27 protein-coding genes and 1 tRNA gene are annotated in these 25,809 nt (G+C 26.4%); 6 read left to right on the top strand and 22 right to left on the bottom strand.

What is annotated here, in order from left to right:
- Positions 1 to 58 precede the first annotated feature (58 nt).
- The 8 genes from XO12_RS00500 to XO12_RS00465 all read right to left on the bottom strand — a co-directional run bounded on the left by XO12_RS00500 (position 59) and on the right by XO12_RS00465 (position 5,615).
- Positions 59 to 682 carry a hypothetical protein gene (locus XO12_RS00500; RefSeq protein WP_047264873.1) on the bottom strand — a complete coding sequence of 208 codons (624 nt, stop codon included), beginning with the start codon at positions 680 to 682 and terminating at the stop codon, positions 59 to 61.
- Positions 682 to 1,308 (bottom strand): sigma-70 family RNA polymerase sigma factor, encoded by a 627-nt coding sequence (locus XO12_RS00495; RefSeq protein ID WP_175419517.1) that lies wholly within the window; start codon positions 1,306 to 1,308, stop codon positions 682 to 684. Before XO12_RS00495 ends, XO12_RS00500 begins: the two co-directional genes overlap by 1 nt.
- Positions 1,308 to 2,051 carry a bifunctional 2-polyprenyl-6-hydroxyphenol methylase/3-demethylubiquinol 3-O-methyltransferase UbiG gene (locus tag XO12_RS00490; RefSeq protein WP_052913100.1) on the bottom strand — a complete coding sequence of 248 codons (744 nt, stop codon included), beginning with the start codon at positions 2,049 to 2,051 and terminating at the stop codon, positions 1,308 to 1,310. Before XO12_RS00490 ends, XO12_RS00495 begins: the two co-directional genes overlap by 1 nt.
- A 50-nt stretch (positions 2,052 to 2,101) precedes the next feature.
- Positions 2,102 to 2,179, bottom strand: a tRNA-Thr gene (locus XO12_RS00485).
- Positions 2,180 to 2,277: 98 nt separating this feature from the next.
- The gene (gene pduL, locus XO12_RS00480) at positions 2,278 to 2,868 is read right to left on the bottom strand and encodes a phosphate propanoyltransferase (protein WP_047264875.1); all 591 of its coding nucleotides are present in this window, start codon (positions 2,866 to 2,868) and stop codon (positions 2,278 to 2,280) included.
- Positions 2,869 to 2,882: 14 nt separating this feature from the next.
- A complete protein-coding gene (gene yqeH / locus XO12_RS00475) occupies positions 2,883 to 4,007 on the bottom strand; it encodes a ribosome biogenesis GTPase YqeH (RefSeq protein ID WP_047264876.1) in 1,125 nt (374 codons plus the stop codon).
- Between the two features lie 234 nt (positions 4,008 to 4,241).
- Positions 4,242 to 5,009 carry a YdcF family protein gene (locus XO12_RS00470; protein WP_047264877.1) on the bottom strand — a complete coding sequence of 256 codons (768 nt, stop codon included), beginning with the start codon at positions 5,007 to 5,009 and terminating at the stop codon, positions 4,242 to 4,244.
- 12 nt (positions 5,010 to 5,021) lie between these two features.
- Positions 5,022 to 5,615, bottom strand: coding sequence for an N-acetyltransferase (locus tag XO12_RS00465; protein WP_052913101.1), 594 nt, complete (start codon positions 5,613 to 5,615; stop codon positions 5,022 to 5,024).
- A gap of 172 nt (positions 5,616 to 5,787) precedes the next feature.
- Here XO12_RS00465 and XO12_RS00460 point away from each other — a divergent pair, with 172 nt between their 5' ends.
- The 6 genes from XO12_RS00460 (at position 5,788) to XO12_RS00435 (ending at position 11,777) form a co-directional block, all read left to right on the top strand.
- On the top strand, positions 5,788 to 6,228 hold the full coding sequence (locus tag XO12_RS00460) for an LPP20 family lipoprotein (protein ID WP_052913102.1): 441 nt from the start codon (positions 5,788 to 5,790) through the stop codon (positions 6,226 to 6,228).
- 17 nt (positions 6,229 to 6,245) lie between these two features.
- A complete protein-coding gene (locus tag XO12_RS00455; RefSeq protein WP_047264878.1) occupies positions 6,246 to 7,235 on the top strand; it encodes a 2-hydroxyacid dehydrogenase in 990 nt (329 codons plus the stop codon).
- Positions 7,236 to 7,255: 20 nt separating this feature from the next.
- Complete coding sequence (locus XO12_RS00450) at positions 7,256 to 8,239, top strand: PhoH family protein (protein WP_047264979.1); 984 nt, start codon at positions 7,256 to 7,258, stop codon at positions 8,237 to 8,239.
- On the top strand, positions 8,226 to 9,593 hold the full coding sequence (locus XO12_RS00445; RefSeq protein WP_047264879.1) for an HDIG domain-containing metalloprotein: 1,368 nt from the start codon (positions 8,226 to 8,228) through the stop codon (positions 9,591 to 9,593). Before XO12_RS00450 ends, XO12_RS00445 begins: the two co-directional genes overlap by 14 nt.
- Complete coding sequence (ybeY, locus tag XO12_RS00440) at positions 9,583 to 10,008, top strand: rRNA maturation RNase YbeY (protein WP_047264880.1); 426 nt, start codon at positions 9,583 to 9,585, stop codon at positions 10,006 to 10,008. Before XO12_RS00445 ends, ybeY begins: the two co-directional genes overlap by 11 nt.
- Positions 10,009 to 10,532: 524 nt before the next feature.
- Positions 10,533 to 11,777 carry a DUF1015 domain-containing protein gene (locus XO12_RS00435; RefSeq protein WP_175419516.1) on the top strand — a complete coding sequence of 415 codons (1,245 nt, stop codon included), beginning with the start codon at positions 10,533 to 10,535 and terminating at the stop codon, positions 11,775 to 11,777.
- A gap of 18 nt (positions 11,778 to 11,795) precedes the next feature.
- Here XO12_RS00435 and XO12_RS00430 read toward each other — a convergent pair whose 3' ends face one another.
- The 14 genes from XO12_RS00430 to XO12_RS00365 form a co-directional block, all read right to left on the bottom strand.
- Complete coding sequence (locus tag XO12_RS00430) at positions 11,796 to 12,680, bottom strand: DUF5685 family protein (RefSeq protein WP_047264882.1); 885 nt, start codon at positions 12,678 to 12,680, stop codon at positions 11,796 to 11,798.
- A gap of 14 nt (positions 12,681 to 12,694) precedes the next feature.
- A complete protein-coding gene (locus XO12_RS00425) occupies positions 12,695 to 13,930 on the bottom strand; it encodes a hypothetical protein (RefSeq protein WP_047264883.1) in 1,236 nt (411 codons plus the stop codon).
- Positions 13,931 to 13,941: 11 nt separating this feature from the next.
- Positions 13,942 to 15,081: a GspE/PulE family protein gene (locus XO12_RS00420; RefSeq protein WP_047264884.1), complete on the bottom strand. Its 1,140-nt coding sequence runs from the start codon at positions 15,079 to 15,081 to the stop codon at positions 13,942 to 13,944.
- The gene (gene ftsZ / locus XO12_RS00415) at positions 15,071 to 16,183 is read right to left on the bottom strand and encodes a cell division protein FtsZ (protein WP_047264885.1); all 1,113 of its coding nucleotides are present in this window, start codon (positions 16,181 to 16,183) and stop codon (positions 15,071 to 15,073) included. The genes XO12_RS00420 and ftsZ overlap by 11 nt, the downstream gene beginning before the upstream one ends.
- The gene (locus XO12_RS00410) at positions 16,173 to 17,483 is read right to left on the bottom strand and encodes a cell division FtsA domain-containing protein (protein ID WP_175419515.1); all 1,311 of its coding nucleotides are present in this window, start codon (positions 17,481 to 17,483) and stop codon (positions 16,173 to 16,175) included. Before XO12_RS00410 ends, ftsZ begins: the two co-directional genes overlap by 11 nt.
- Positions 17,484 to 17,493: 10 nt before the next feature.
- A complete protein-coding gene (locus tag XO12_RS00405; protein WP_047264887.1) occupies positions 17,494 to 17,964 on the bottom strand; it encodes a DUF4894 domain-containing protein in 471 nt (156 codons plus the stop codon).
- A gap of 1 nt (position 17,965) precedes the next feature.
- A complete protein-coding gene (locus XO12_RS00400) occupies positions 17,966 to 19,888 on the bottom strand; it encodes a type IIA DNA topoisomerase subunit B (RefSeq protein ID WP_175419514.1) in 1,923 nt (640 codons plus the stop codon).
- Positions 19,885 to 20,190: a DciA family protein gene (locus tag XO12_RS00395; protein WP_084822578.1), complete on the bottom strand. Its 306-nt coding sequence runs from the start codon at positions 20,188 to 20,190 to the stop codon at positions 19,885 to 19,887. Before XO12_RS00395 ends, XO12_RS00400 begins: the two co-directional genes overlap by 4 nt.
- A complete protein-coding gene (locus XO12_RS00390; protein ID WP_047264890.1) occupies positions 20,187 to 21,008 on the bottom strand; it encodes an aminotransferase class IV in 822 nt (273 codons plus the stop codon). Before XO12_RS00390 ends, XO12_RS00395 begins: the two co-directional genes overlap by 4 nt.
- A complete protein-coding gene (mtaB, locus tag XO12_RS00385) occupies positions 20,998 to 22,290 on the bottom strand; it encodes a tRNA (N(6)-L-threonylcarbamoyladenosine(37)-C(2))-methylthiotransferase MtaB (protein ID WP_047264891.1) in 1,293 nt (430 codons plus the stop codon). The genes XO12_RS00390 and mtaB overlap by 11 nt, the downstream gene beginning before the upstream one ends.
- Complete coding sequence (locus tag XO12_RS00380; protein ID WP_047264892.1) at positions 22,287 to 22,748, bottom strand: HPP family protein; 462 nt, start codon at positions 22,746 to 22,748, stop codon at positions 22,287 to 22,289. Before XO12_RS00380 ends, mtaB begins: the two co-directional genes overlap by 4 nt.
- On the bottom strand, positions 22,748 to 23,704 hold the full coding sequence (locus XO12_RS00375) for a 1-phosphofructokinase family hexose kinase (RefSeq protein WP_047264893.1): 957 nt from the start codon (positions 23,702 to 23,704) through the stop codon (positions 22,748 to 22,750). The genes XO12_RS00380 and XO12_RS00375 overlap by 1 nt, the downstream gene beginning before the upstream one ends.
- A 198-nt stretch (positions 23,705 to 23,902) precedes the next feature.
- A complete protein-coding gene (gene murJ / locus XO12_RS00370; protein ID WP_047264894.1) occupies positions 23,903 to 25,384 on the bottom strand; it encodes a murein biosynthesis integral membrane protein MurJ in 1,482 nt (493 codons plus the stop codon).
- Positions 25,385 to 25,422: 38 nt separating this feature from the next.
- Positions 25,423 to 25,800: a CoA-binding protein gene (locus XO12_RS00365; RefSeq protein ID WP_047264895.1), complete on the bottom strand. Its 378-nt coding sequence runs from the start codon at positions 25,798 to 25,800 to the stop codon at positions 25,423 to 25,425.
- Positions 25,801 to 25,809: the final 9 nt, after the last annotated feature.

The raw sequence follows: 25,809 nt of genomic DNA, 5'->3' as shown, positions 1-25,809 counted from the left end.
AAGTGATAACTTTCTCATATATTATACCAGAATTTTATTAAAATTTAAAGTCCTTAAATTATTTACCTCTAATTGTTGGGATATATAAATTTAAATCTTCAGAAATATTTTCAAGCTTTGCTGATGGCATCTTTTTAAGTCTTCTTTGACCAGGTTCCTGTATTAAAAAAAAGATATTATCAGGATTTGCTGTTTGAACTTTTGCATTATAAGGAATATTTATCGTATAAGATGTTCTTATAGAAGGATCCTTAAAAAAATAAAATTTATATGGGGCCAATCCCGGTTTTAACATTCCCTGAAATATATACTTGCCTTTTTCATCTTTTATACCAATCCATATTTCTCTTGAGCCTATAATATATAGCTGGAAATAACCTACATTCTGATCTTCTTGAGCAAGGGTTAATAATTTCTCTAAATCTTTTAAATGTTTTTCTAAATTGCTTTTGTAATTTATAAATTTTTCAACAATTCCATTGGGTTCAAAATATTTATTTAAATCTTCTAATTTTGTATTTAATTGGGATATACTATCATTAACTTTAGTGTTTTGTCTGTTAAATAAACTCTCCATATAATTTTGAAATTTTGAAAGTTTTATTTCACTTCCTATTGACATTATTATTGAAATAATAGATAAAATAATAGCAATATATAACAATATTCTTGTTATTTTCATTATTTACCTCCTATATCTATAGTAGCATTAACGAATTTCATTACCCTATTTGCAATTTTTTTAAACTTCTGAATAGTATTGTCTACTTTCTTTTTTGCAACATTGAGCTTATCAGAAATTTCATCATATGAATTGTTATCCAACCACATCTTTACAATATTTTTTTCCAGATCCTTCATTTGTCCAATAGACCTTTCAAAGATATAATTATAGACTACAGATTGATATAAATCTGTTTCAGATGGAACTTCAAAATAATAATCAGAATCTTCAGAATAGTCTTCGAACATAGATTCTATACTAACAGCGTCCGATAATACTTTATTTTTTAATCTATTTAAATAGGTTAAAAATGATTTTATTTCAGATGATATATTAAGATAGGCAAAGGTTGAAAATTTTGTTTTATTATTTTCATCAAATGAATAAACTCCCTGTATTAAACCAACAAATCCTATTTGAACCAGATCTTGAAATTCAGCCCATGCACCATAATATTTTGAAGCAATAGATTTAATCATGGGTTCAAATTTTACCATGATCATATTCATTGCTTCTTTATCGCCTGATTGAGCTAATTTAATTAGAGATTCTACACGTAAAGTTCTTAATTTATATTTACTCATTATTTCACGACCATATACATTAAATGTTCTGCTGTATCATATAAAACTTTCGAAAATTTCAGTTCCAATTCAAATACATCGGCCCAATATTTGGAAAATTCTAATTCATTTTCCCATGGAAAAGCCATAATTCCATATATAGATATTTTACTAAAATAGTTCGATAACAATTTTTCTAAATCATTTTTCGTATATAAAGTTGAATTAAAAGACATAAATTTTGAAATTCCAATATTTACTTTTTTTTGTTTTTTCATTACTTCTATTATATCAAAATCTTTTGAAAAAAAAGCATCGATAATAAATTTATTTAAATTATCAACAGTTCCAATTAAAATTCCACCTTTTTTTAATAGTCTATTTATTTCATATAGGAATTTTTCATCGTTTTCTGAATAACTTAAAACATCCCCCATAGCGAGAATTATATCAAATGATTCATTTTCAAATTTTAAATTTTCAGCAAAATCATTAATTATATTTATACTATTTTTAAATTTGCTTTTTAAGATAGAACACATTTTTGAAGATGGTTCTACAGCATATATATCAAACCCTTTATTTAAAAAGATATTAGTCCAATATCCAGTTCCAGCACCAATATCAAGAACTTTTCCGCTGGAAAATTTCAAATTTTCAAAAATTATCTTTTCGGATAATAAATTATGCATTTCCCAATATGGGTCTTCATACATTTTTTCATAATTATCGGCAATTTTATCATAATATTCCCAGGATTTCATAAAGTATCCCCCTAATATAAAATAAAATCCCCGATAATTCGGGGAGTTACTGGAGCAGGTGATGGGACTCGAACCCACAACCTCTGCCTTACCAAGGCAGCGCTCTAACCTGTTGAAGCTACACCTGCAAACCCAATATATTATACAATAAAATATTAGTTTAGTCAAGTTTAAAAAATTTATTCAATTTTTTTAATATTATAAAAATCCCTCTAAAAGAGGGATTTTAAAATTCTTCAACTATGAATACTTCATCTCCTGTTTTTATTAAAGCAGCATTCGCTTCATCAGTATCAACATGAAATTCCAGAGCATATTTTGGACTTACTCTTATTAACACGTCACCAAATATTAATTTTCTATCGCCTTTTTCAATAGCAACATATACTAAATCTTTATCTTTGACATTATATTTTTCAGCATCTTCAGGAAGCATATGAATATGTCTTTTAGCTAAAATTAAACCTTTTTTCGTTTCAACTTCACCTTTTGGACCAACAATTTTTATTCCAGGAGTTCCATCTAAATCGCCTGAATCTCTAACAGGAGGTTTCACGCCTAATTTAAATGCATCTGTTTGAGAAATCTCTATTTGAGTTTCCTTTCTAACAGGTCCTAAAACTCTAACTCTTTCTATTTTTCCTTTTGGACCAACTAAAGTAACAACTTCTTCTGCTGCATATTGACCTGGTTGTTTTAAATCTTTTATAGGATGCAACTCATAACCTTCACCAAATAATACCTCTAAATCTTCTTTTGATAGATGAACATGTCTGTTTGAAACACCCACTATAATTCCTGTTTTTTTTAATTTCATACCAACACCTCCGACTATATAATATTACCTCTTTTTGGTGTAATTAAAGGTTTTCTAATTATTAATTCAATATTTTTAGGTTTAACAACCTCTATATTCAAAGGGCCTCTTCTTACAGAAATCCAACCTAACCCAGGTATAGCTAATTCTTCATTTTCTTCAATTGAAATAATTTCTTTTTCATAATCAATATTTTTTAATGGATAGTCTTTTTCATATGGAGGATAAATAATTTCCCCAATATGATTTTTTAATAAATCATCTACTCTTTCCTCTTTGGTTTGATGAAAAGATATTCTTTCTGGGGCAAATATCAAGAAAATAGGTTTCAAACTATTTTTAGCTAAAGATAAAATTTTAAATCTGAAAAGTGCACTTACAAATATAACTTTACCGATATCTGGTTTAAAGGTTTTTCTACTAATAGTTTTATGAGGTATCATTTCCACTTGCGTATATATGTCAAAAAAGTCTGTAAATCTTTGTTTAGTCTCTATTCCTGGAGTATCATATAAGTATATATTATGTTTAATAATTTTTCTTTTAACAATTCCTAATGTAGTTCCAGGAAATGAACTTGTTGTAATTTTTAAATCAGTCATGTTATTTAAAAGTGATGATTTACCAACATTTGTAGTACCAACTACAAGAGCCTTTTCTATCTTTTGTTCTTTTAGTAACTTTATTAATCTATTTATACCAAAATTCCTTTTCGCACTTATTAAGCGAATATTATCTTTTTTAATATTAACATTGTCTTTAACTCTGTTGTAAATCCAGTCTTTTAATTCAGTAAAAGCTACACTTTTTGGCAATAGATCAACTTTGTTAATTATTAAAAATAGATTTTTATTTTTTACTAAATTTAATATATCTTTATCAAAAGTGCCTTCAAAATCAATAATATCGATAACCCATAAAACTGTATCAAATTCATGGATAATACTTTTTAATTGATTGTAAAAATTTTTGTTTATGGAAACAGGAATTAGTTCACCATAATGTTTTAATTTAAAACACCTTTGACATAAAGCTTTTTCTTCATTACCTATGAACTTTTCATAAACATGTTCCGGTAAGAAACCAGGAATTTCCGGATTTTCTGTTTGTATTTCAACCCCACATCCATGACATTTCATAAAATCACCTCCAATTTAGCGAATCTATTTTAAGATTACGATGTCTAAAAAGTCAAATTCACTCAGGCAGCTTGATTGCTTATCCTTAAAATTATTCATTCTCAGCCGTCGCTCAGATTTTTCATCCATGAAAAAGCTTCACTCAAAAAAACATCCTGTTTTTTTGACGGCTTTCATTCATAATTTTAAGGGCAATCTTCGAGCCTTCGTTTCATTTGAGACTTTTTAGACAGCCTATTTTAAGATAGAAAAAAATATTAATCCCAGATATTCATGTATTGCCATAGCATTTGCTCGTAAAGAATCTATATCAGGTTTAAAATCTATCCATGTAATTTTATCCCGGGTTATTAGATAATTTGAAGGAACTGGAACTATTTCGATATTACTATTAATAAAGTTTTTAAAAATTTTGTATGATCTTGGTAAATGAATAGCAGAAGTAACTAAAAATATTCTATTTATTTTCATATTATCAATTAAAGATTTCACATATTTTGCATTTTCCTCGGTTGTTTGTGCATCTGGTTCGATAAAAATATTTGAGGGATTAACACCAAATCTAACAAGATAGTCTCTCATTACTAAAGCCTCTGGAATATAATTTGTATTTGGTGGTTTTCCACCAGAAATAACAATAGGGTAATTTGTTTTTTTATATAATTCATAGCCTGCAAAAATTCGTTTAAAGGTTTGATCTGACATTTCACCTAAAGAAGGTGAAATAGGTGTTTTAGGTATAGCCCCTCCACCTAAAATTACAATAATAGAAGGGATATTAAGTTTGTTTTCTTTATACGGCTCAAACGCATTTTCTAAAGGATAAACTAAGATTCTTGAGGTTATTTGAATAGAAAAAAGATAAATTAATATAGAAGTAAATATAATCATTTTATTTAATTTTTTCGATTTTTTTATTCTGAAATTTAATAAAATAATTAAAGTAATAAACAGGCCTGGCAATTCGATAAATGATTGAATGATTTTTCTAATCCATAACATATTATCCCTCCATTAAAAATCAAGTATCATCTCGTAAAATCCTTTTATATCAAAATATTTTTTCCATAATAGTGGGATTTTATGAAATTTGACAGTTTTAAAACCTAATTTTTCATAAAGTCGTTTTGCTCTTATATTCTCTTTTATAACAAATAATTTAACTCCTTTTAATTTTTTCTTTTTAGCGTAATCAAACAAATAATATATGATTTTTGTCCCGATACCCAAACCTCTTTTATATGGAATAACAACAATATCATCTAATAATAAATACTCTCCACATTTTTGTGTATTAAGTAAACAAATACCTCTAAAAATGACTTTTAAAGTTTCAAATTTATATTCTTTTAAAATATCAATAAATTCTAAATTCAACCATGAAAAACCTTTATATTTTATAGCAGCTATTCCCGATATGTTATTATTGATATCTCTGGAAACAATAATATTATCAAAAATAATATAATTTTTGAGTAATTTTAAAGATTTTGTTTTAGTTAAAAAAACAGGTTTGAATTTTTCATAAAAGGTATTATATAGTAAAGTTACTATATAATTCTTTTCCTCTTCATTATGAATACCAAAGGATATTTTTACTTCTTTCATGATTTCACCTCACGGTAAAAAGAAATATACCATCATATATTAATTATATCATTATTATGTTTATTTATTTTAAAATTTTGTGTTCAAAAATCCAATATAATCAGAAAAGAATAAAATCAATTTGTGGTATAATATAGATGAATTTCAAATTAAAAATTTGGAGGGGATATGAATGAAAAAGGGATTTGTATTGGTTTTGGCCGTTTTTATGTTTTTTCTAACTTCTTGTAGTATAATGAATTCAACCCCTTTTTCTCAACCTGAAAATCAAAAAGGGGCCGCTTACCATGATTTTAAAGGATTTGGGATTATAGATTATAAAGCTTTTCCTCAGGTTGCACAAGCTAAATTAGCTGCTCTTGAAGCTGCAAGGCAAGATGCTTATTCTAAAGCTGTAGAATATATTTATGGAGTTTATATTGATTCAAAAACAACAGTTAAAGATTTTGTTTTAAAAGAAAAAAATATTGAATCATCGTTATGGGGAGTAATTAGAGGAGCCCAACAAATAGATGAAGGTTTTAATATGACAGAAGGGATGGCATATGTAACTATTAGAATATTTAGAAAAGATATTGAAGAACTATTAGGTAAAAAATTAAAAAATTTCTAATATGGGAGTGAGTTTTTTTGAAATTCTTATTTTTACACAAATTTAATTCATATTGGGATAAAAAATTAAATGAATTAAAGTTAGATTATCCTGATATTGAGATTATTTTTCCAGAAAAAGAAAAATTATCAAAAGAAGAATTATTAAAAGATGTGGATGCAATAATCGGCGGATTTATTACAAAAAAAGAACTTGAATTTGCTAAGAAATTAAAAATTATTTTTGTCCCTTTTGCTGGTGTTGAACAATTACCATTAGATGATTTAAAAGAACGAAATATTATTATTTCAAATGCTCATGGAAATGGAAAGTATGTTGCAGAAAGGGCTGTTGCTTTAGCATTAGCTTTGCTTGGAAAAATTATTTATTTTCATAATGATTTAAAAAAAGGAATTTGGCATGGTTTTACTGTTGGTGAATCTATTTTCGAATCATGGAATTCAATTCAAGGAAAGAAAATTGGAATTTTGGGATTTGGGGCTATAGGTCAAAATATAGCTGAATTTTTAAAACCGTTTAATACAAAAATTTATATTTTAAAAAATCATAAAATTAACAAATTACCGAAAAACGTAGATGAAATTTATTATAATGTTGATAAAATTATTGAAGATAGTGAAATATTATTTTTAACGCTTCCTTTAACAGAGAAAACTTATGAGATTATTAACGAGGAACGATTGATGAAAATGAAGGATAAATTTTTAATAAATGTAGGTAGAGGAAAATTAATTCATGAGGAAGGCTTATACAACGCTTTAAAAAATAGAATTTTAAAAGGCGTTGCTTTGGACGTATGGTTTAATTATCCAACTTCAAAAAGCAAAAATGTAATGCCTTCAAACTATCCTATTTGGGAGTTTGATAATGTAATTCTTTCACCTCATGTTGGTGGATATTCATATCATGCTACTACCGCAGGAATTAATTATACGATAGATAGTATAAAAAAATATTTAAAAGAGGGTATGCCGCTTTCAATTGTTGATTATAATAAAAAATATTGATAAATTAAGAGGTGATTTTTATTAAAGAATATATACCTGTCCCAAAAGATATTGAATTAATTGAAATATTCGGTACGCATGATAGCAGAATTAAATATTTGAAAAATAAATTTGATGTAAAAATATCTTATGTGGAGAATAAAATCGTTCTTAATAGTGAAAAAAAGAAAAATATAAATAAGGTAAAAAAAATTTTAAAAGAGGTTGTTGATATTACTTCAAATGGTCATTTGCTTGATTGGACAGAATTTCAATATATTGTTTCTTTATACGAAACTGAAAATGATTTGAAAAAATCACAAAAAACAAATTACAATCAGGTTGTTAATACAACTGTGAGTGGTGTGCGAGTGCAGGCGAAAACTCATGGACAATCAGATTATATAAAAATCATGAAAGAAAACGATATAGTTTTTTGTATTGGTCCAGCTGGAACTGGAAAAACCTATTTGGCAGTTGCAATGGCAGTAGAATTTTTAAATACTGGAAGAGTTCAAAGAATAATATTAACAAGACCGGCTGTTGAAGCAGGAGAAAAACTCGGATTTTTACCGGGAACATTATATGACAAAGTTGATCCTTACTTAAGACCTTTATATGATTCACTTATGGATTTTATAAATGCAGATAAAATTATAGAATATAAGGAAAAAGGTATTATTGAGGTTGTGCCCCTGGCTTATATGCGAGGAAGAACTTTAAATAATGCGTTTATTATACTTGATGAAGCTCAAAATAGTACATATTACCAGATGAAGATGTTTTTAACAAGAATAGGTTTTAATTCAAGAACGGTTATTACCGGGGATATTACTCAAATTGACCTTGAAAATAAAAAAGATTCTGGATTGCTAATTGTTCAAAAGGTATTAAAAAATATTAAAGGGATCTCTTTTATAGAACTAACTGAAAATGATGTTGTAAGAAATCCTTTAGTTAAAGAAATAATAAAAGCTTACGATAAATATGAGAAAACTAAAGGTGAAGAATATGGAAAAAAATAAAATATATCAAAATTTTTTCTTTTTTGCCAATTTTATGTTTTTATTTTTGATTACGGAAATTTTATTATGGCGTGATTTTACATGGAGTTTTTTATTTAACTTCATAATAATTTTTTTTCCTTTTTGGTATTTAATAATTATGTATTTAATAAGAAAAGATAGAGCCTTTAATTTACACCCGTTAAATTATTGGTTTGCATTTATTATAATCCTGGATTCAGGTATAATTTTAAACCTATTTTCATTAAAATATTTTTCCGATCCTGCAGTAACACCTTTATTTACCGTTGTAACAATTACACTTATGATGAATTTTTATATAGGCTTTTTATCTTCTTTAGTTTTTTCTTTTTATTTTTCATTTTTGTTTGGGTTTCCTTTAAAAACATTTATTACACTTTTTGTTATAGGAATAATAAGTGCATATTTAAGTAAGAATTTATATTCAAGAGTAAGAATGGTAATCCCTTTTTTGGGCGCAACTATTTCACAGATTATAATATATTTAATTTATAATAATTTTGATTTTGAAGCTATTCCACAAATTTTTATATCAAATTTGATACAGATGCTTTTTCTTTTAGGTGTATTGCCGTATCTTGAATATATTACACGTGTTTATTCGGATATAGGTCTCCTGGAATTAGGAAATTTGAATCACCCATTATTACGAAAATTATCTTTGAATGCATCTGGTACGTATTATCACAGTTTAATTATTGCGAATCTAGTTGAAAGTGCATCTGAAGCAATAAAGGCTAATCCTATACTATTGAGAGTAGGTGCATATTTTCATGATATAGGTAAATCATTAAGACCTTTATTTTTTACAGAAAATCAAAAAGGATTTAATCCACATGATAGAATAAATCCAAAACTAAGCGCTTTAATTCTCAATCTTCATGTAATAAAAGGTAAAGAATTAGCAAGAAAATATAAATTACCAATTTTGATTGAAGATCTGATTGTTCAGCATCATGGAACAAGAATAAAACGCTATTTTTTTCATAAAAGTATAGAATTAAAAGAAAACCTTTCAACCGATTTATTTAAGTATCCCGGTCCTATACCTCAATTTAAAGAAGCAGCAATATTAATGATTGCAGATAATATTGAAGCAATGACCAGGAGTATGCAAAAAATAAATAAAAAAAATATTGAAGAAAAAATCGATAATTTGATACAGGATTTATATTTTGAAGGACAATTGGATGATTGCGGACTAACTTTAAAAGAAATCAAAAAAATTAAAAATGCTATGATTAATACAATATTAAACATGAACCATTCAAGAATTAGTTATCCAGAAATTCCAAAAGAACTTCTAAAAGAGGTGTCAAAAAATGAAAATTAATATTTTTGATAATCAGGAAATTGAAAATATTGATATAAAAAAAGTAGAAAATATTACAAAAAAGGTTTTATTATCTGAAATTGGCGATGAAGATTATGAGTTAAATATAGTTATTACAGATAACGAAACTATAAAAGAATATAATGAAAAATATAGAAATAAAATTGGGCCAACAGACGTTTTATCTTTTGAATACGGTGTAAATGAAGACATAATAGGTGAAATTATTATCTCAGTTGAAAAAATAAAAGAACAGGCTCCAGAATTTAATAATACATTTGAAGAAGAATTTTTTTATATATTAATTCATGGAATATTGCATATCTGTGGTTATGACCATTTAAAAGAAGAAGAAAAGAAAAAAATGTTTAAAATACAGGATGAATATTATAAAAATTTATTTAAAACCATATAAAAAATAATGAAAAATTTTCAATATACGCTGTTTAAAAAGTCAAATTCACTCAGGCAGCTTGATTACTTATCTTTAAAATTATTCATTCTCAGCCGTCGCTCAGATTTTTCATCCATGAAAAAGCTTCACTCAAAAAAACATCCTGTTTTTTTGACGGCTTTCATTTACGCTTAGATTTTTTAGGTATAAAAAATCTAAGGGAAAAGGATTTATAATTATATAATAAAAATTATTTTTTCCAATTACCCGCTGTAAGAGAGCAATAGCTCGAAGGTTTTTTTATTAAAATCCAATTTTTAATCCAATAACCCACCGTAGGTGCGTTAAGGGCAATCTTCGAGCCTTCATTTCATTTTAGACTTTTTAGACAGCGTATTTTAATATATTACATGAAAAGAATGATGATTTTTTTACTTAATTGAAGTTATTTAACTGCTAATACCTTAGTTTTGAAAAGAATATATTTGATGATTGACAAACTAATTGTTATAATAAACTCAGAAATAGAAAAAGGAGGTAAAAAAATGTCGTTAATAAGACCATTTAAAGGGTTGAGACCAAAAAAAGAATTAGTTGAAGAATTTTCATGCCCTCCATATGATGTTCTTGAAGAGGAAGAGGTTAAAGAAATTGTTACTAAACATCCTAATAACTTTTTAAAAGTAACAAGAGCTGAAGTTGAATTTGATGAAAATATCGATCCACATAGTGAAATTGTTTATAAAAAAGCTAAAGAAAATTTAGAAAATTTTAAAAAAGAAGGTATTTTAATAGAAGAAGAAAAACCAGCTCTTTATTTATATCGAGAGACATGGAATGGTCATTCTCAAACAGGGATTTTTGCAACTTTTTCGGTTGATGAATATCAAAAGGGTTTAATTAAAAAACATGAGTTAACAAGGCAAGATAAAGAAGACGATAGAACTAAACATATAATGATTTTAGAAGCTCAGACAGGTCCTGTATTTTTAACCTTTAAATCAAAAGAAAATATAAAAGAGTTAATAAATACAGGAATTGATAAAGCAGAAAAAATTTATGATTTTAAAGATGAAAAAAATGTTTATCATGAATTGTGGGTTTTAAGTGATGAAAATTTAATTAAAGAATTAGAAAAAGCATTTAGTGAGGTTGAAGCATTATATATTGCAGATGGACATCATAGGGCTGCAGCAGCTTCAAGAACAAAGGAAATTTTGAAATCAAGAAACCCACAGCACACAGGAAATGAAAAATATAATTTCTTTATGGCTGTTGTTTTTCCACATGATGAATTGAAAATTCTTGATTACAACAGAGTTGTGAAGGATTTAAATGGATTAACAGATGAAGAATTTATGGAAAAGTTATCTGAAAATTTTGAAATTTTTGAAGTTAAAGAAACACCATATAAACCAAAATCAAGACACGAATTTGGAATGTATATAAATAAAAAATGGTATTCACTAAAAGCCAAAGATTCTATTATAGAAGAAAATGATCCTGTAAAACAATTAGATGTATATATTCTGCAAAATTATTTATTATCTCCTATATTAGGCATAGAAAATCCAAGAAAAGATCCAAGGATACATTTTATTGGAGGTATTAGAGGAGTAAAGGCTCTGGAGGAATGGATAGATGGCAAAAATTGGAAAGTGGCATTTTCAATGTATCCGACATCAATAGAAGAATTAATGGCTGTTGCAGATGTAAACAAAACGATGCCTCCAAAGTCAACGTGGTTTGAACCAAAATTAAGATCAGGATTGTTAATACATGAAATATAAAATAACCCCTATCAGGGGTTATTTTATATTTAAGTATATATTTTTGGAATTTATATGGGAAATATTTTTCTCAGGCATTTTGTTATTGGAGTAAAACAATTTTTCTATTTTTGATTTATGATAAGAGGCACTAAAAGAAAATAATTTCTTTGCAAAATGTTTGTTTTTTATATTGGAGGTTTCAAGTATGTCTAATATATTTTTTATTGAATAGTCTATTATAAAGTTTATAAATTCTTTATTTTCTTTGTCTAAAACGTTTAATTTGTCTATATGAAACACTCTTTTAAAAGGATTAAAGTTCTTTTTTTTAATATCTTTTTCAAGATCATATATGGCGTCGAAAAGATAAATTAATGTTCCTATATAAGTACTAAAGTCATCTGAAAAAAATATTTGATGTTTATTTAAAATCATCTGGATAATTTTTATTGATGGAATAAAATACTCTTCAAATTCTAATGTTTTATTCTCTATTTTAAATTGTTCATTTAATATGTTTTCATACGTTTCAATAAAATCTTTTCCATAATAATATATAAGTTTTCTTTTTAAAAATTTTATAAAAACAACCAATTTATTTAAATTACTATCATGCAATTTATCATATATTTTACCATATATAATCAAAGCATTTAAAAATGAAAATTCATCGAATATTTCAATATTTTTATAAATATACCGTTTTTTAAAACCTACCCATGGGCATGTAATTTCTTCAATATTTTTTTCATTAAATTCTACTTTTAATAAAGAAAAAAATGAAACTTCTCTTATAATAAACATCCTGTAAAAATTGCCAAAATTTCTTTTTAAAGAATGACAAATCGAACAATAATGACTTATATAGTTTAGTCTTTCTATTTTAGTTGGCTTAAAATAAAGTGATATATATCCATACAATTTTATTACCTTCCTTATTTTGAAATTCCAACATATAAATCCATACTTCTTTCAATTGTATTTTCGTTGGATTTGACAGCAAATATTAACCTGTAATTACCAGGAATCGATAGTTTGACTGGTGGATTAGATGAAATAAAATGGATAATAGATTTTCCACCAGCATTTATATAAACTCTTTTTTTCTCATTATTTTCATAGTTAAAAACTATGACATTATTTTCTAGATTAATCAATCTAATAGTATATCCTTCAATTTCTAAAAATTTTTCTTTTTTAAAATTAAGATTGTTTATATAAAAATATCCTTCAAATAAATGATTTACCGGATAAAAAAGGTAAGTATCTACAGATAAATTTATATTTTTCAATCTTTTTTCAATATTATCAGTTATCGCTAAAGGAATATATACTACTTGATTAAGTTTATCATTAACAAAATATAATTCATATATACCTTTTTCTATGGGAGGAATATTTATTTCATATGATTTAGCTTCTAAAGTTTTTAATAATGTATAACCAAAGTTTATTGGAATCTCTTTTTTTAATTTTCTATTTTTTGTATAAATTTTTAATTTTCCAATAATATTAACGTTTTTTGTTTCTGCAGAATAATTTTTAACTTCAATATATAATTTTGGATATTCATTTGTTAAATAAAAAGCTTTATCCAGATAAATATTATATTTGATAGTATGTATATATTCAATCTCTTTTTTTAATTTAATTATTCTTCCATTATAATTAAATTGTGTTTCTATGATATAATTCCCGTTTGGTATTTTTGATATGGGATTGATAGAATTTAAATCGAAAATTTTTTTATTTTCTAAAGGTTGTAATTTATAAGAAATTATATTGTTATATTCAAATTTATAAAAAGTCGTACTTGCAGAATTTGTCATTTTGTATATAATAAATTTAAATGAATCTATTTTTATATCTTTTACTGCACTACCGGTGTTAAACATATTAACAGTAATTTCTAAATTATCCGGAAAAGTGTATTTATTCGATGCTAAAATTGAAAAAGAAATACTATTTATCATTACTGAATCTCCAAAATTATATCTTGGAAAGTAATACTTAGAGGAAATTATTACAATAATAGCAAATAAGGATATAAAAATTATAATTAAGTTGTTAATTCGTTGTCGCTTTTTTTGAATTTTTCTTAAATTATCCTTTTTTTCTTTTTCTTCATCATATTTTTTCCAATCTTCAGGTGTTTTACTATAATATTTCATAAAACTCACCTCTAATTTGTGTTCATATAGGATTTAAATTCTTTTTGAGATATTAATCCTTTAACAAGTAGATTATTCAACTCACTTTCATAGGAAGTATAAAAAGTTGTATTTTTGATTTTTGAGATATCATCTCCTCTGAAGAATTCTTTAATAAATTCATTGATTTCAAGAATTTCAAAAATTGGTTTTATTGATTTATAACCAGTATAATGACATTTTTGACATCCTTTATTATTTTCATCAATATAGCAGTCACACAATAACCTTACAAAATTCTGATTAAATATTATTTTTACAGAATCAAGAATATCATTTAATGCTATACCCTTTTCAGTAAGACGATTTATTACGTTAAAAACATTGTTAGAATGGATGGTTGAAAATACCAGATGGCCAGTCATTGCAGCTTCAATAGTTAATTTTGCCATTTCTTCGGTTCTAATTTCTCCAGTCATTAAAATATCAGGATCATGTCTTAGTATATTTTTTAATATACTGGTTTTTTCAGAATCATCTTTTATTTCAATTTGTTGGGCCCCAGGAATATTGTATTCAAGTGGATTTTCAATAGTTATAATTTTCTTTTGAGAGTCTTTTAATAAATTAATTAAAATATAAGCTAGTGCTGTAGATTTTCCACTTCCGGTTGGACCAGAAAACAATACAAGACCATTTTTTAATAATTTAATTTTTTCCACATAAGAAATAAAAATTTCTGGATAATTTAAATTTTCTTTGATTAAATCAGAAATATCTTTAAGCTTTCTAATTACACAGTTTATGCCATTTATATTTTTTATTAAAGAAACTCTAAAGCGATGATTATAAAAAGTAAAGGACCCATCTGACGGATCCCTGTCGTTAATAATATCTATTCCTGATAGTATTTGAATCTTGGTTAGTATATTTTCATAGGTTTTTTTAGAAATTTTATCAAATTCAATTAATGAAGTATTGAAGCGATAGGATACAAGAGAAAAATCTTTATATGCTAAAAAATGTAAATCCGTAATCTTCTCCTGAAGAAGAAGATTTAAATAATTTTCTAATAAAATTTCCTTGTTATATTCAGTCGATATAAATTGTCTGTTTATCTTTTTATTAGAATAAAGCTGTTGAATAGCAATTTTTTCTAAATTATTCTTCATAATCTCCCTGCTGTGCTTCTAAATATTTTTCTAATTTTATTCGTTCTTCATTTAATACATTATTTCCAAATAATCTATAAATTGCAGGTATTTCATATATATTTTCCCCATCAAAATCATTTAATATTTTATTATATCCCGCAGCAACAATGGTTACTTTTAATTCATCGGGTTGCATATCATCTACTTCCGTAATACCATATTTCAAATTAACTTCATCAGTTGAATAAGAATGAAGTATAGATGTGACGGTTTTTAAATCCTTTAATGTTGGATTCTTACCAGAAACATTTACCAAAGCTGCAGTAGCATTTTGTACAGAATTTTCCAAAAATTTTGAATTTAATGCATTTTTGGCGGCCTCTTCTGCTTTGTTTGGACCTTTTCCCCAGCCAATTCCTAACATAGCAGAACCACGTCTTTTTAATACAGATTCAACATCAGCAAAGTCGGTATTTACCAACCCTTTTTTAGTAATTAAATCAGAGATTCCTGTAATTCCCTGATACAATATATCATCAGCTTTTGCAAAGGCTTGTCTAATAGGAATATCATCATTATCTTCTAATAATTTATCATTAGAGATTTTTATTAAGGTATCAACATATGGCTTTAATTTATTTAATCCACTGTTTGCAATCTTTTGTTTTGTTGAACCTTCAAAATGAAAAGGAATAGTTACAACAGCAACTGTTAATATGCCTAATTCGCGTGCTATTCTGGCAATTACAGGAGAAGCCCCAGTTCCAGTTCCACCACCAAAACCAGCGGTAATAAAAAGCAGGTCTGTCCCCTGAATTGTTTCTCTAATTTCATCTACACTTTCTTCAGCAGCTTTTTCACCCTTCTCTGGATTACCTCCAGCTCCTAACCCTCTTGTTAATTCTTTGCCAAGTTGTAGTTTGAATTTTGCACTACTTGCTTCTAATACCTGAACATCTGTATTAGCAGCAATTAAATCAACATCAGATACTCCTAATCTTATCATTCTTTCAATTGCATTATTTCCGGCGCCGCCAACACCTATAACCTTAATAACATATTTTGGTCTTTTATGAAATATTTCTTTCGGTTCATTTTCAATAGGTAAATTAAATGGCATCTTCATTACCTCCTAAAAGGATTCTTCCCAATCTTGAAAAGAAACCACCCTTTTTCTCAACTTTTTCTTCTGTATAAGTATTCTCATTATATGTTTTTGCATCTTCTATGTATAATTTTGGTATATTTGTTCCACTGAAATATAAATTTATAGTTCCTATAATTGGTGAATATAACGGATCTTTATATAACTCATCAGCATTATCAATGTAAAAATTATTGATATTATTTGAAGCAACACCTAATCGAGCTTGGCTTCCCATAAAGTCGGAAATAGTTTTTTCAATATTCTTAATTCTTGCCCCGCCACCTGTATGAATAATTCCGGCTTGAAGACCTCCTGCTATTTCAAGAGTATTTTCATATTCCAATTTTGCAAGATCGCTATTTAATTTATTGATTATTTCTCTCGTTCTTGCAAAAATAATCTTATTAAGTAAATTCTGTGTGGTATATTCATAATGATCTCCTACCAAGCTTAAATAATCTACTTTTTTTACTATTTTTGTGTCCTGCAAACATACTGCATGTTCTTCTAATAATCTTAAGGCTTCATTTTCTGAAGTTTTTAATACATGCATAATATCTTTTAAAACATATTCTAATCCGACTTCAAAGTCTAAATAAAATTTTGGAATACCATCTTTAAAAATAAGCATTCTTGCTTTAGAATGACCAAGGTCTATAATTCCAACTCCAAGATTTCTATCTGACGTGTTTGTAACGCCGTAAGCTGAAGCAAGTGTTGAGTCGTATATTGGAATTTCTCCTTCAATTAAATTTTTTATTGTATTTCTAATTGGAGCAAAAGAATTTTCTGGAACCCATACAACATTTATAACTGCATTTAAACTATAATTTGATACAAATGCAACAGGATTTTTTACCTTTTTGTCATCAACTTCAAAATTCACAAATTTAATATCTAAAACTTCCTTATTTAATTCTGAATATTTTTGTTGAATGTTGGATTTTATTTTTTCTAAATCGCTTTCTGTAATTTCTTTAGGTTCAGAAAATTCCAATGTATAACTTTCTCTTGAAATTTTTAATTCATTGGTAGCATATGATAAAACTATATCTATTTCTTTAGCTTTGCTATTTTCTCCTTCTAATGTAAATATTACATTTTCAATTTTCCTTCTTAATGCTTTAACATCCTGAATTTGTCCTTTTATAATTCCTTCTGCTCTTTCTAATGCTTTTGATATAAGTTGATATTTCCCTTTATTTTCTTCTAATGCTATTCCTTTGATGAAGTAATTCCCAACATCAATTGCATAAATAACCTTTTTGGCCATTTTATCCCTCCTAATAAATGCTAATTAAACTACCTCCAGAGAGAAGAAAATAATTCCCCGGTTCTTTTTTTATTAATTTTGTTATCGTATTATCAAAATGATTCAAAACATCTTTCCATGAATTAAAGAATAGTTTATAACCGATATTAATATAAATAATTTTTTTTTCAAAGTTAATTTTTGAAATATAACTTAATTGTTCTATAGATAATTTTGCAAGATCATCTTTATAAATAAAATAATCATTGAAATCTATAATTGGATAACCAACAATTGGTACATCTGAAATTTTAAAAATTATTTCATCTTTATTTAAAAGAAGATATCTGCTATTAAATTCTACCACACATATAGGCTGTTGTATTACGAATAAGTTTCTAATATCTTTGTTTTTTGTAACGAAAAATTGGAAAATCATATAAAAAATTATGAATATATACATCATAATTAGTACAAATAATACGTTACGAGCTGTGTTCATATTAAATATCTAACTCCTTGATTTTTAAAGCGTGTTCTTCTATAAACTCTCTTCTGGCTGATGGATCATTTCCCATTAATATCTCTAAAATTTCTTCTGTTTCAATAAGATCATCTATATTTATTTTTATTAATTTTCTTTTTTGAGGATTCATTGTTGTGTCCCATAATTGATCAGAATTCATTTCTCCAAGACCTTTATATCTTTGAAGTAAATATTTTGGATATTCATTTTTTAACTTTTCTAATTCTTCATCGCTATACAAATATGTTTCAAATTTTCCTGCTTTGAATTTATATAGAGGAGGTTGTGCAGCATATATTCTACCTTCTTTAATAAGTTCAGGCATAAATCTAAAAAATAAAGCTAATAAGAGAGTTCTTATATGCGCTCCATCAACATCAGCATCAGTCATAATAATGATTTTACCATATCTTAATTTTTTAATGTTGAAATTGTCGCCAATTCCTGTCCCTATAGCTGATATTATATTTGAAACCTGTTCATTTTTCATTAATCTTTCAATATCATGTTTCTCAACATTGATAATCTTTCCTCTTAATGGAAGAATTGCCTGGAAATTTCTATCTCTTGCCGTTTTAGCATTTCCACCAGCAGAATTACCTTCTACGATGAATAACTCCGTTTCGTCCAGATTAGTTGAAGTACAATCCGCTAATTTTCCTGGTAAAGGTGAGTTTTCAAAGATAGATTTTCTTTTAACCTTATCTCTAGCCTTTTTCGCATTTATACGTGCTCTTGCAGCTTCTTTAATACGTTCAAAAATCATTTTTGTATCTTTAGGATGTGAATCCAAAAACTTTATTAAATATTCGGATAAAATTTCATTTACTGCAATTCTCACTTCTTTACTACCTAATTTAGCTTTTGTCTGACCTTCAAATATAGGATCTGGTAATTTAATACTTAATATAGCAATTAAACCTTCCCTTACATCTTCTCCGGTAAAGTTGTCTTCTTTTTCTTTTAAAAAACCATTTTTTCTGGCATATTCATTTATCAATCTGGTTAAAGTAGCCTTAAATGCTGACTCATGTTCTCCGCCTTCAATTGTTCTGATATTGTTTACGTAACTATATATATGTGGAAAATCATTACGTGTGTACATCATTGAAAACTCAACAATGATATCGGAGAAACCTTTACCTCTCGGATTTTTAACACTCCCTGTTCCAAAAATAGGGTTTTCGTGAATAGGTGTTTTTTTATTTTTTTTAACTAAAAATTCTAAAAATTCAGATATACCTCTTTCATATTTGAAGATACTTTTTTTATTTCTTTTTTCATCAATAAATTCAATTTCAAGTCCTGGATTCAAAAACGCCAATTCCCTTAATCTATTTTCAACAATTTGCCCTTCTACTTCAATATCGCCATTTTCAAATATTTCAGAATCGGGCTTAAATTTAATATGAGTTCCTGTTTTATTAGTTTCACTTAATATTTCTACCTCAGTTACCTTATTTCCTCTTGAATATTTTTGATAATAAATTTTTCCATTTCTATGAACCCAAACCTCAAGAAATTCAGATAAAGCATTTACTACAGAGGCACCAACTCCGTGCAATCCACCACTTATTTTATAGGTTGCATTATCGAATTTTCCTCCAGCGTGTAAAGTTGTAAATACAACTTCAAGAGTATCTTTTTTTTCTGTAGGATGAGGCCCGACCGGAATACCTCTTCCATTATCAATAACTTCTATTGTATTATCATCATTTATTTTTACGATTATTTTTGTACAAAATCCGCTCATATATTCATCGACACTATTATCAACAATTTCATATACTAAATGGTTTAATCCAGGTTTTCCAATGGAACCTATATACATACCAGGTCTTTTTCTTACTGGTTCTAAACCTTTTAAAACTTTTATATTATCTTGAGAATATTTATTCATTGATTAACACCTCCGGAAAATTTCAAATTTTTTATTTTATCCTGTTCAAGTATATTATTAATATCTTCTAAAATTTTTTTCTTTTTAAAGATAATTTCCTGTTTAATATAATTATTATCAACATACAAAAAAAGTGTGGAGGTTTTTAGATCCACATTAACTACCTCCACTGAGGTTAAACCATGTTTTTCAAAAACTTTTTGTACGATAAGTTTTAAATCTTTTATTAATAAAACTTTTTTTAGTATATTGTTTTTTTTACTTAATTCTTTAAATAATTCATTGAAATCTTTCATTTTCATTCCCAATAATTATTATTACTGATAATAAAATCATTCCAATAATTAATAAGTGTTTCGGTAGTTATTCCAGGAGCGTTAAAAGTAAAATTAGGAACAATTCTTCTAACAGGAATAATACCTACACTTGTATGAGTTAAAAAAACTTCATCAGCTGATAGTAATTCCCATACTTCAATATTTCTTTCTTCAAAATCCATATTAAAGCTTTCTATTAAATCTAAAACTATCTTTCTTGTTACACCCGGCAATATTCCAGAAGATATTGGGGGAGTGGTTATAACTCCGGCGGTAACTATAAAAATATTTGATTTTGTTCCTTCAGTTACATATCCAAATTCATTCAATACAATGGAATCATAATATGCATTATATTTTTGCCTTAGATAAAGACTATAACCATTTAAGTTTGTTTTAACATAATAAGGAATAACAGGGTTTTTTGGTTTTCTTTCACGAGAAATAGTTAATACAACACCACTTTCTCTTAAATCATCTATTTCAATTATAGGTTCTATGAATGCATAAAAAGATTTTTTCCGTGATGTATATTTATTTACTAATACTTTTATTCGAACATCACTTTTGCAATTTATTTTTTTTATACCATCATTTAATATATTTTTTAATTTATCATATTCAGGAATTTCCAGACCAAGAAACATAGCAGATTTTTTCAATCTTTCAAAATGGAATTTAAGAGCAAATGTATTTTTATTGTAAGTTCGTAATGTTTCATATGTTGAATACCCGTTAAAAAGTTCGAAATCCTCATTCATATAATTTTCTTTTTCAATCCATTTTTCTGAATCATAAAACATGAGAAATCACTCCAGTATTATTAATATTTTTTATTTTAACATCGTAAAATTCATTATTATTTAAAATATTATTTATTTTATGATAAACATAAAATTCATCATATCCATAACTAAAACTATTTTTTTTATCAACTTTTTCAATTAACACAGTTACTTTTCTATTTTTTAAATGCTCCAGATATTTTTTAGATGAATTTTGTATATACTTTTGTAATATTTTCATTCGCTCTTTTTTTATATTTCCAGGAATTTGTTCCTTCATTCGAGCAGCTTTTGTATTAGGTCTATTTGAATACCTAAAAGCATGAATGCGAGAAAAATTATATTTTTCTAAAAAATTAATTAACCTTTGAAAATCATTATCACTTTCTCCAGGAAACCCTACTATTAAATCTGCAGATATCGAAAAAAATGAATTTATAGAATATATTTTATCAAATAACATATGTAAATATTTTTCATTATATTTTCTACCCATATTTTTTAGAATATTATCAGAAATGTGTTGAAGTGATAGATGAATATGTTTTTCGAAAATACTGCTATCATTCAGTAATCTAATAATCTCTTCATCAATAAAATCAGGATATAAAGAACTTATTCTAAATCTAATATTTTTTTCTCTATATTTTTTATTTATATCAAAAATTAATTTTTTTAAATTATAATCTGTACTATAACCAAAATAAGATAAATTAATGCCTGTAAATATAATTTCCTTTATATTTTGAGATAATATATTATCAATACTTTCAAAAATTTGCTCTTTTTCTACACTTCTTATTTTATTTCCTCTGGCAAATATAATTCTACAATATGAACAAAATTCAAGACACCCTTCTTCAATTGGAAGAAAATATCTCGAATATGAATTATAAGGTTTAGAAGGTATAAATACTTCTTCCTTTTTCTTATTCCAATAATTTTTATCGACAAAAACACCTTCTTTATCAATATACTGCTCAATATATTTTTTTTCTAAGTTGCCAAGGATTAAATCTGCTCCAGCTTTTTTTAATTCTTCGACATTAGTATGAGCATAACATCCAACCACAATTATTTTTTTAGACATATCTTTCCTTTTTATGCTTCTAATTAACTGTTTTATTTTTCGTTCAGCTTCTGATGTAACAGTACATGAATTTATTAAAATATAATCACAATTATCCTTTTTATTATCGTAAATTACTTTGAAATTTAATTGTTTTAGCTTTTCACCGATAAATTCACTTTCAGCTTGATTTAATTTACATCCATAAGTAATAATATCTATTTTTTTCATTTCCACGATTCTTCCAAAATCCCCTTTGCTGCAAGACTTAATAATTTTATTCTTCTGACTATTCCAACTAATCTATTATCATAATCAACAACAGGAACTATTTTTAAGCTATTTTTTATTATTACATCTGCAACATGTAAAGCTGTATCATCGTAATAGACTTTTGTTGGACTTTTATCCATAATTTCCGATACAGGTTTATGCAAAATATTACTTAAACCTTTAATAAATTGTTGTGAATCAGGTATAAATGATGTGGACTGCATTAAAGACAGATATCCTGGAATAGATGCTTTTATTACCATGGATTCACTTAATAGTCCCACAAGATGAAATTCTTCATCTACAACAGGTAAAGCGGAATAACCATGTCTTTCGCATAATGTTATAAATCTTTCAATAGTCACATCTATCATTAAAGATGTCACATCTTTTAACATTATATCTTCTACCCTCATCATTTCACCTTCTTTGTTTCAAAATAATTAAAGTATCTATGTATTTCATCTATATTTTCAATATATTTTTCCACATGATGTACCTTTGCAATAGCCGTTGCCATACCAAACTTTGCAGATTCAAGAAAGTTTTTTCCATTTTTTAGAATATAATATATTATTCCAGTCATAAATGAATCACCAACGCCGAATAAATGAGATCTATCAATTGTTTCATTTACTTTAAAAAGCCATATTCCATCATTTGTTGCTATGATATCTCCTTCAACATGATAGCTTAAAACAGCTAATTTAGCTCCATGTTTAATTATATCTTCTGCTGCATAAATATAATCTTCTATATCCTTTAACTCATTATCAAAATATTTTTTTTCCTTTCTTAAATCAATCCTTACAACTTCAGGACATGCATTTTTAACAGCAATATTAAAATGCCTACCATTTGCTTCCATGTAAGTTGTTATATTTCTTTCGTGAGCTAAAGAGAACATTTTTGCATATATATCGTCTGGTGTATTTGGTGGAACGCTACCAGAAATCAAAACGTGATCTACCAGAGATAAAGAATTTATGTATCTTTGCATAAAATGTTCAATGTCTGCATCAGTTAATTTTGGTCCACTGGAATTAATTTGAGTAATTGTATGATTTTTTAAATCCAAAATCGCTATATTTTCACGAGTTTCTTCCTCTACAAAAATGAAATTAGCTGTAATATTTCTGTCTTCCAAAAGTTTTTCTAAAAAAACTCTTCCAACAAAACCACCTAAAAAACCTAAAGCCATATTTTCAATTCCTAATTTACTAAGCATTTTTGATACATTTACACCTTTTCCGCCAGGTTCCATGAGAGCATTTGAAGGATTTGAAATTCTAAACATTTCTCCACTTTTAAAATTTTCTATTATAATTTCTCTATCAAGAGATGGGTTTAAGGTTACTGTCATTACATCCATATTCGAGCCCCCTAATAATAAATTATTTTTCACTATAATTATACCACAAATCATTTAATTATATATAAATTTCAATTTAATTCGTTTCTCTAAATAATTACCGTGTCCGAAAATAAAGTATGGAAACTTGAAAATTGCATAGACGAAGAATTGGATGAATCTGCTTATAGCGCATTTTGGATGGTTAAATCCTTCATTTTATTTTTGTATAAATTGAATAATGGCTTTTAAATATTTTATTTTGAAAATATATGAGGAAATAAAGTAAATAAGAACTCCAGCAAAAACTAAAAAAATTGTATATAAATTAGAAGAGTGAATATTTTTTAGAATAAATAAACTTAAAATCATAATAATTGTCGAAATAATAATTTTAAAAATTTCTATATAATCAATTTTATTAAAATGAATAAAAAATTCCCAACCTAAAATCAGCATACCAACAAATCCTGAAATACTCGTAGCCAGTCCGATACCAGCAACACCCATATATTTTGCTAGAATAATATCTAGAATAATATTTATAAAAACCATAATAAATGAAATTCTGGTAGGTTTTTTTGTATTTAATTTTGAATAATAATTTCTAACTAAAATTCCGTGGATAGAATAAAATATTATTCCTATTGAATATGTTATTAGTGTAAAAGCAGTTATTATAGTATCTTTTTCTGTGAATGTACCACGCTGATAAATTAATTTTATAATATCGTTGCTTAAAAAAATCAAACCAAATGAAGCAGGAATAGTTAAAAACAGAGAAATTAATATGGCTTCTTTAAATTCAAATATGAATTTTTCTTTTTGTTTATTATGCGATAATTTGGACAATCTGGGTAAAATTACATTTGCGATACTAACCGAAAAAATTGCCAGAGGTAATTGGTATAATCTTAAAGCGTATTGTATAGTTGCAACACTTCCCTCGCCTGTCCATGTTGCTATGTTAGTATCAACAATACTGTTGATATGGGATATTGCAACTCCAAAAAAAGCAGGAATAAACATATTCATAATTTCATTAACATAATCTTTTTTTAAAGCAAAATAATAGTGAAAGAGCTTTTTCTTTTTTATATAAATAAATAAAAAAAGCAGTTGAAAAAACCCGCCTAAAAAAAAGCCAATAGTTGGTCCATAAATCTTTACTGAAAAATACGAAGAAAAAATTATACCCAATATGGTAAAAATATTTGTAATAGCTGGTGAAACAGCAGAAATAAAAAAATTATTTTCATTATACAATATTCCAGAAAATATTGACCATATAGAAATGAAAGTAATAAAAGGAAAAGTTATTTTTATAAGATTTGAAGATAATGATATATATTCAACATTCATACCGCTACCAAGAATTTTTACAAAAGATTGTGAGAAAAAAAGAACGAGAATATACAATGATACTGTAATAATAAGTAAAAGATTAATAGCAGTACTTGCAAAGATGTCTGCGTCTTTTCCTTTTTTTCTTGAATATAAAGGAATGAATACAGTTGAAAATGCTCCTTCTGCAAAAATTCTTCTTAAGAAAAATGGTAATAAAATAGCAATTATATAGGCATCATATTCGCCACTTCTACCAAAATAATATGCAAACAACATATCTCTAAATAATCCTAAAAATCTGCTAACCATAGTAGCCGAAGCAAATATCGCAGTAAATTTCATTATATCAGACATAATTCATCCTCCAATATTAAAAAAGCCCATACGGGCTTTTAGATAGTTTCAACCATTATACACTTATAAAATAAATATTCCACTTCAGAATCATTTAATGACTCAAGATATTTTTTTATTTCTTCTGATTCAGCTCCAGGTTGATACCAAAATTTTTTAAACCCGTGTTTATATGCTTCTTTTGTGATTTCTAAACCAATTTTTGGGGGAACTACAAAATTCAAAATGTCTACATTTGGTAAATCTTTTACACTTTTATAAGTTTTAATACCCTCGATTTGTTCATAATTTGGTGTTACTGGTAAAACCTCATATCCTTTTGAAATTAAATCTTTTAAAATTTTATAGCCATATTTAGATTTATTTGTGGTTGCACCAATCAAAGCAACTTTCCTAATTTTTTTCATATCAAACATTTTATCCCT

This window comes from Marinitoga sp. 1154, assembly GCF_013363285.1.
Lineage (GTDB): Bacteria > Thermotogota > Thermotogae > Petrotogales > Petrotogaceae > Marinitoga.
This window is presented reverse-complemented; position numbering and strand designations above follow the sequence as displayed.

Excerpts from the sequence above, each read along its gene's own strand:
- XO12_RS00500 (WP_047264873.1), bottom strand. The coding sequence starts at position 682 with ATGAAAATAACAAGAATATTGTTATATATTGCTATTATTTTATCTATT.
- XO12_RS00495 (WP_175419517.1), bottom strand. The coding sequence starts at position 1,308 with ATGAGTAAATATAAATTAAGAACTTTACGTGTAGAATCTCTAATTAAA.
- XO12_RS00490 (WP_052913100.1), bottom strand. The coding sequence starts at position 2,051 with ATGAAATCCTGGGAATATTATGATAAAATTGCCGATAATTATGAAAAA.
- pduL (WP_047264875.1), bottom strand. The coding sequence starts at position 2,868 with ATGAAATTAAAAAAAACAGGAATTATAGTGGGTGTTTCAAACAGACAT.
- yqeH (WP_047264876.1), bottom strand. The coding sequence starts at position 4,007 with ATGAAATGTCATGGATGTGGGGTTGAAATACAAACAGAAAATCCGGAA.
- XO12_RS00470 (WP_047264877.1), bottom strand. The coding sequence starts at position 5,009 with ATGTTATGGATTAGAAAAATCATTCAATCATTTATCGAATTGCCAGGC.
- XO12_RS00465 (WP_052913101.1), bottom strand. The coding sequence starts at position 5,615 with ATGAAAGAAGTAAAAATATCCTTTGGTATTCATAATGAAGAGGAAAAG.
- XO12_RS00460 (WP_052913102.1), top strand. The coding sequence starts at position 5,788 with ATGAAAAAGGGATTTGTATTGGTTTTGGCCGTTTTTATGTTTTTTCTA.
- XO12_RS00445 (WP_047264879.1), top strand. The coding sequence starts at position 8,226 with ATGGAAAAAAATAAAATATATCAAAATTTTTTCTTTTTTGCCAATTTT.
- ybeY (WP_047264880.1), top strand. The coding sequence starts at position 9,583 with ATGAAAATTAATATTTTTGATAATCAGGAAATTGAAAATATTGATATA.
- XO12_RS00435 (WP_175419516.1), top strand. The coding sequence starts at position 10,533 with ATGTCGTTAATAAGACCATTTAAAGGGTTGAGACCAAAAAAAGAATTA.
- XO12_RS00425 (WP_047264883.1), bottom strand. The coding sequence starts at position 13,930 with ATGAAATATTATAGTAAAACACCTGAAGATTGGAAAAAATATGATGAA.
- XO12_RS00420 (WP_047264884.1), bottom strand. The coding sequence starts at position 15,081 with ATGAAGAATAATTTAGAAAAAATTGCTATTCAACAGCTTTATTCTAAT.
- ftsZ (WP_047264885.1), bottom strand. The coding sequence starts at position 16,183 with ATGCCATTTAATTTACCTATTGAAAATGAACCGAAAGAAATATTTCAT.
- XO12_RS00410 (WP_175419515.1), bottom strand. The coding sequence starts at position 17,483 with ATGGCCAAAAAGGTTATTTATGCAATTGATGTTGGGAATTACTTCATC.
- XO12_RS00405 (WP_047264887.1), bottom strand. The coding sequence starts at position 17,964 with ATGAACACAGCTCGTAACGTATTATTTGTACTAATTATGATGTATATA.
- XO12_RS00400 (WP_175419514.1), bottom strand. The coding sequence starts at position 19,888 with ATGAATAAATATTCTCAAGATAATATAAAAGTTTTAAAAGGTTTAGAA.
- XO12_RS00395 (WP_084822578.1), bottom strand. The coding sequence starts at position 20,190 with ATGAAAATGAAAGATTTCAATGAATTATTTAAAGAATTAAGTAAAAAA.
- XO12_RS00390 (WP_047264890.1), bottom strand. The coding sequence starts at position 21,008 with ATGTTTTATGATTCAGAAAAATGGATTGAAAAAGAAAATTATATGAAT.
- mtaB (WP_047264891.1), bottom strand. The coding sequence starts at position 22,290 with ATGAAAAAAATAGATATTATTACTTATGGATGTAAATTAAATCAAGCT.
- XO12_RS00380 (WP_047264892.1), bottom strand. The coding sequence starts at position 22,748 with ATGAGGGTAGAAGATATAATGTTAAAAGATGTGACATCTTTAATGATA.
- XO12_RS00375 (WP_047264893.1), bottom strand. The coding sequence starts at position 23,704 with ATGGATGTAATGACAGTAACCTTAAACCCATCTCTTGATAGAGAAATT.
- murJ (WP_047264894.1), bottom strand. The coding sequence starts at position 25,384 with ATGTCTGATATAATGAAATTTACTGCGATATTTGCTTCGGCTACTATG.
- XO12_RS00365 (WP_047264895.1), bottom strand. The coding sequence starts at position 25,800 with ATGTTTGATATGAAAAAAATTAGGAAAGTTGCTTTGATTGGTGCAACC.